At 68.9% G+C, this 2,833-nt stretch carries 4 protein-coding genes; 2 read left to right on the top strand and 2 right to left on the bottom strand.

Features of this window, described 5'->3' with window-relative positions:
- The coding region (locus VM840_06585; protein HVL81240.1) for a CAP domain-containing protein at nt 1-434 on the bottom strand (434 nt) is incomplete at its 3' end.
- 417 nt (nt 435-851) lie between these two features.
- Here VM840_06585 and VM840_06580 point away from each other — a divergent pair.
- Nucleotides 852-1,250 (top strand): response regulator transcription factor, encoded by a 399-nt coding sequence (locus VM840_06580; GenBank protein HVL81239.1) that lies wholly within the window; start codon nt 852-854, stop codon nt 1,248-1,250.
- Nucleotides 1,251-1,266: 16 nt separating this feature from the next.
- Nucleotides 1,267-1,662: a peptide-methionine (R)-S-oxide reductase MsrB gene (gene msrB, locus VM840_06575; GenBank protein HVL81238.1), complete on the top strand. Its 396-nt coding sequence runs from the start codon at nt 1,267-1,269 to the stop codon at nt 1,660-1,662.
- Here the strand turns inward: msrB and VM840_06570 are convergent.
- Nucleotides 1,659-2,833: prolyl oligopeptidase family serine peptidase (locus tag VM840_06570; protein ID HVL81237.1), on the bottom strand; the 1,175-nt coding region annotated here is incomplete at its 5' end. The genes msrB and VM840_06570 overlap by 4 nt on opposite strands.

Here is a 2,833-nt window from a genome sequence, read left to right as displayed (position 1 = left end):
AAGTAGTACATGCCGTCCGCGCTGCGGACCGCGCCGATGGCCATGATGTTCCACTCCCGGTTCTCCACGTTCTCGCGGTGCTTCGGCGACCGCAGGAAGAGCTCGTGGACGTGGTCCGCGCTCGTCCCGGTGCCCACGTTCTCGCCGATCGCCCTCCAGTTCGGGACGGCCGCGGCCACCTCGCGCTGCAGGTTGCCGTTGTGGTAGATCGTGCCGTCCGCGGCCATGCGCGCCGAGTGACGGCGGGCGATGTCCAGCAGTCCTCCGTGGACGCTCAGCTGCGGCGATCCCACCGACGCTCGGTGGTTGTTGACGAGCGACGACTGCCGTCCTTCGGCACCGCTGTCTATCTCCTGCGCCGACGCCGCGCCGGCCGTGAACATGAACGCGACGATCGCGATCGTCGTGACTGCCAGGATCCTCCTGCTACGCATCTCGTGCTCTCCCTCTCGGTCGGTTCCACCTGCGTGCAGGAGGCGTCGACGGACGGGGGGCGACGCTGGTCAGGGGAGGACACGTGTCGGCGTGCCGGGCGAGCACGAGGTGGCGGCTACGCCCGATAGGGGACGGGGTGACGACATCGGGCCACCCCTGGTTACGTGGTCGACCCCGACGACTAACCCTTGGGGGGATCCCCCCCTACCACCGCGGGTGATGCCGGAACATCAGATGCGCGGCCGCTTCCGTGCTCCGCCCGGATGGAGCGCCGTAGGAAGATGTGGTTGCCTGCTGTACGGCATGCGGACCGGGTGGCGGTCGCCGCGCACGTCGTGAGGCAATGGTGGCCGCGTCCCCGGGTATAGCCCTCGGACGCAAGTGCGGCGCCGACCGGGAGCCGGGAGAGGAACGGGATGGCTGAAGAGGGCCAGGCGGAGCGGACGTACACCGCGCTCGTAGTCGATGACGTCAACGAGATCCGGTTCCTGCTGACCGAGGTCCTCTCGATGAGCGGCCGGTTCGAGGTCGTCGGTGAGGCGGGGGACGGCCTCCAGGCGATCGACGAGGCCGGTCGGCACGAGCCGGACATAGTCCTGCTCGATCTGTCCATGCCGAAGATGGACGGGTTGGAGGCCTTGCCCCAGATCCTGTCCGCGTCGCCCGGGTCGAAGGTGATAGTCCTGTCCGGGTTCGAGGAGAAGAGGTTGGGCGCGATCGCCATCGAACGTGGAGCGTCGGCCTACCTGGAGAAGGGCGTGCATCCCAACGATCTGGTCAGGGAGGTCCTCTCCGTCCTGGAGGGAGCCCAGTGACGAACGAGGAGCTGAGATGAAGAGCGAAGAGGAGTGGAGGGAGCAGCTCCCCCCGGACCGCTACGAGGTCCTCCGGCGCGGCGGGACGGAGCGCGCGTTCACCGGCCGGTACTGGAACGAGAAGACGCCCGGCGTCTATCGGTGCGGCGCGTGCGGCCAGCAGCTGTTCGCTTCGGACACGAAGTTCGACTCCGGCTCGGGGTGGCCCAGCTTCACGGAGCCGTTGAACCGTGAGCATGTCGAGCTGGTGCCCGACAGGAGCCACGGGATGGTCCGGACCGAGGTGAAGTGCCGGCGGTGCGGCTCCCACCTGGGACACGTCTTCGACGACGGACCGGCCCCCACGGGCCAGCGCTACTGCATCAACTCCCTGGCCCTCGACCTGGAGGCCGAGGACACAGACGGCAGCTAGCCCAGCTGCACCGTGGTCGTGCCGCTGACGCGCAGCACCACGACGCCGTCTGGCCGCAACTCAACGCCCACGGGGATCGACGACCAGGTCACCTCGGGCACCTCTGTCCAAGCTCCGTCGAGCCGGATCTCCAGCGGCCGGTCGGTGTAGATGAAGCCGGTCATCTTCGAGTTGGTGTCGAGGCCCATCCGGGTGGTGTCCAGGCGAACCGCCGAGGCTCCCCACGTCTGTGAGACGAACGCGTTCTCGGGCTCCTGGCTCAGCTCCCTGGGGAGGGACTCCCACCGGATGCCGCTCATCGTGTATGGACCGGTCTGACCCAGGCTGGCCGGTCCGCCCGCCTCGGGGACCGGTGCGTTGAGGAGGTCCTTCGGGAACATGGCGTGCGTCCGGCCCCAGAACCTCGCGACGCCGTTGACGGGGTCGGCGGGGGTCAGCTCCGACATCCAGTACGCCCGGTCGAAGTCGAAGTTCAGCCCGATGTCCTGGTTGGCCCGGACGTTGGGTCCGATCTCGACCGTGCGCTCGAACGGCATGTCCCGGATGTAGCTCACGACCCCTGGGTTGCGGTCGCGCCGGAACGAGTCCATGTACCGGACCCCCTCCGCCCACTGGTCGGCGACGGGGTGGGTGTAGTGCTCGTACGTCGGGAACAGGTAGTAACGGTGGCGGTAGCCGAGCTCGGCCAGGCGCTCGACCTGTCGGGTGACCCCGGAGACAGGGACCAGCTCGTCGGCCGCGCCGTGGAAGATCCCGATCGGCACGTTGCGCAGGTTCTCGAGCAGGCGGCGCGTGTGCTGCACGCGGGGGTCGCTGCCGTTGGTGGCGATGTAGCACGGGCTGTAGTCGCCGCTGCGGAGTCCGTCGCAGCCGGGAACGTCGGCGCCGGTCCAGGCTCCCTGGGTGACGGGTCCGGCGACCGGGAGCGCGGCGGCGAAGCGGTCCGGGTACAGGATCGAGAGCAGGTAGGACCCGAACCCGCCCATCGAGTGTCCGGACACGTAGACGCGGTCCGGGTCGACGGCGACGTTGGCGAAGACGTCGTCCCACACCTCGAGGAAGTCGGCGTGTCCGCGGCCGACGTACCAGGTCGAGGTCCCCCGCCCCCGCGGCGACACCACGATCCCACCGCGGTCCTCGCCCATGTCCTGCATCACGCGCGGTGTGAGGT

This window comes from Actinomycetota bacterium (genome assembly GCA_035540895.1).
GTDB lineage: Bacteria > Actinomycetota > JAICYB01 > JAICYB01 > JAICYB01 > DATLFR01.
This window is presented reverse-complemented; position numbering and strand designations above follow the sequence as displayed.

Coding starts and splice junctions, on each gene's coding strand:
- VM840_06580 (HVL81239.1), top strand. CDS start 852: ATGGCTGAAGAGGGCCAGGCGGAGCGGACGTACACCGCGCTCGTAGTC.
- msrB (HVL81238.1), top strand. CDS start 1,267: ATGAAGAGCGAAGAGGAGTGGAGGGAGCAGCTCCCCCCGGACCGCTAC.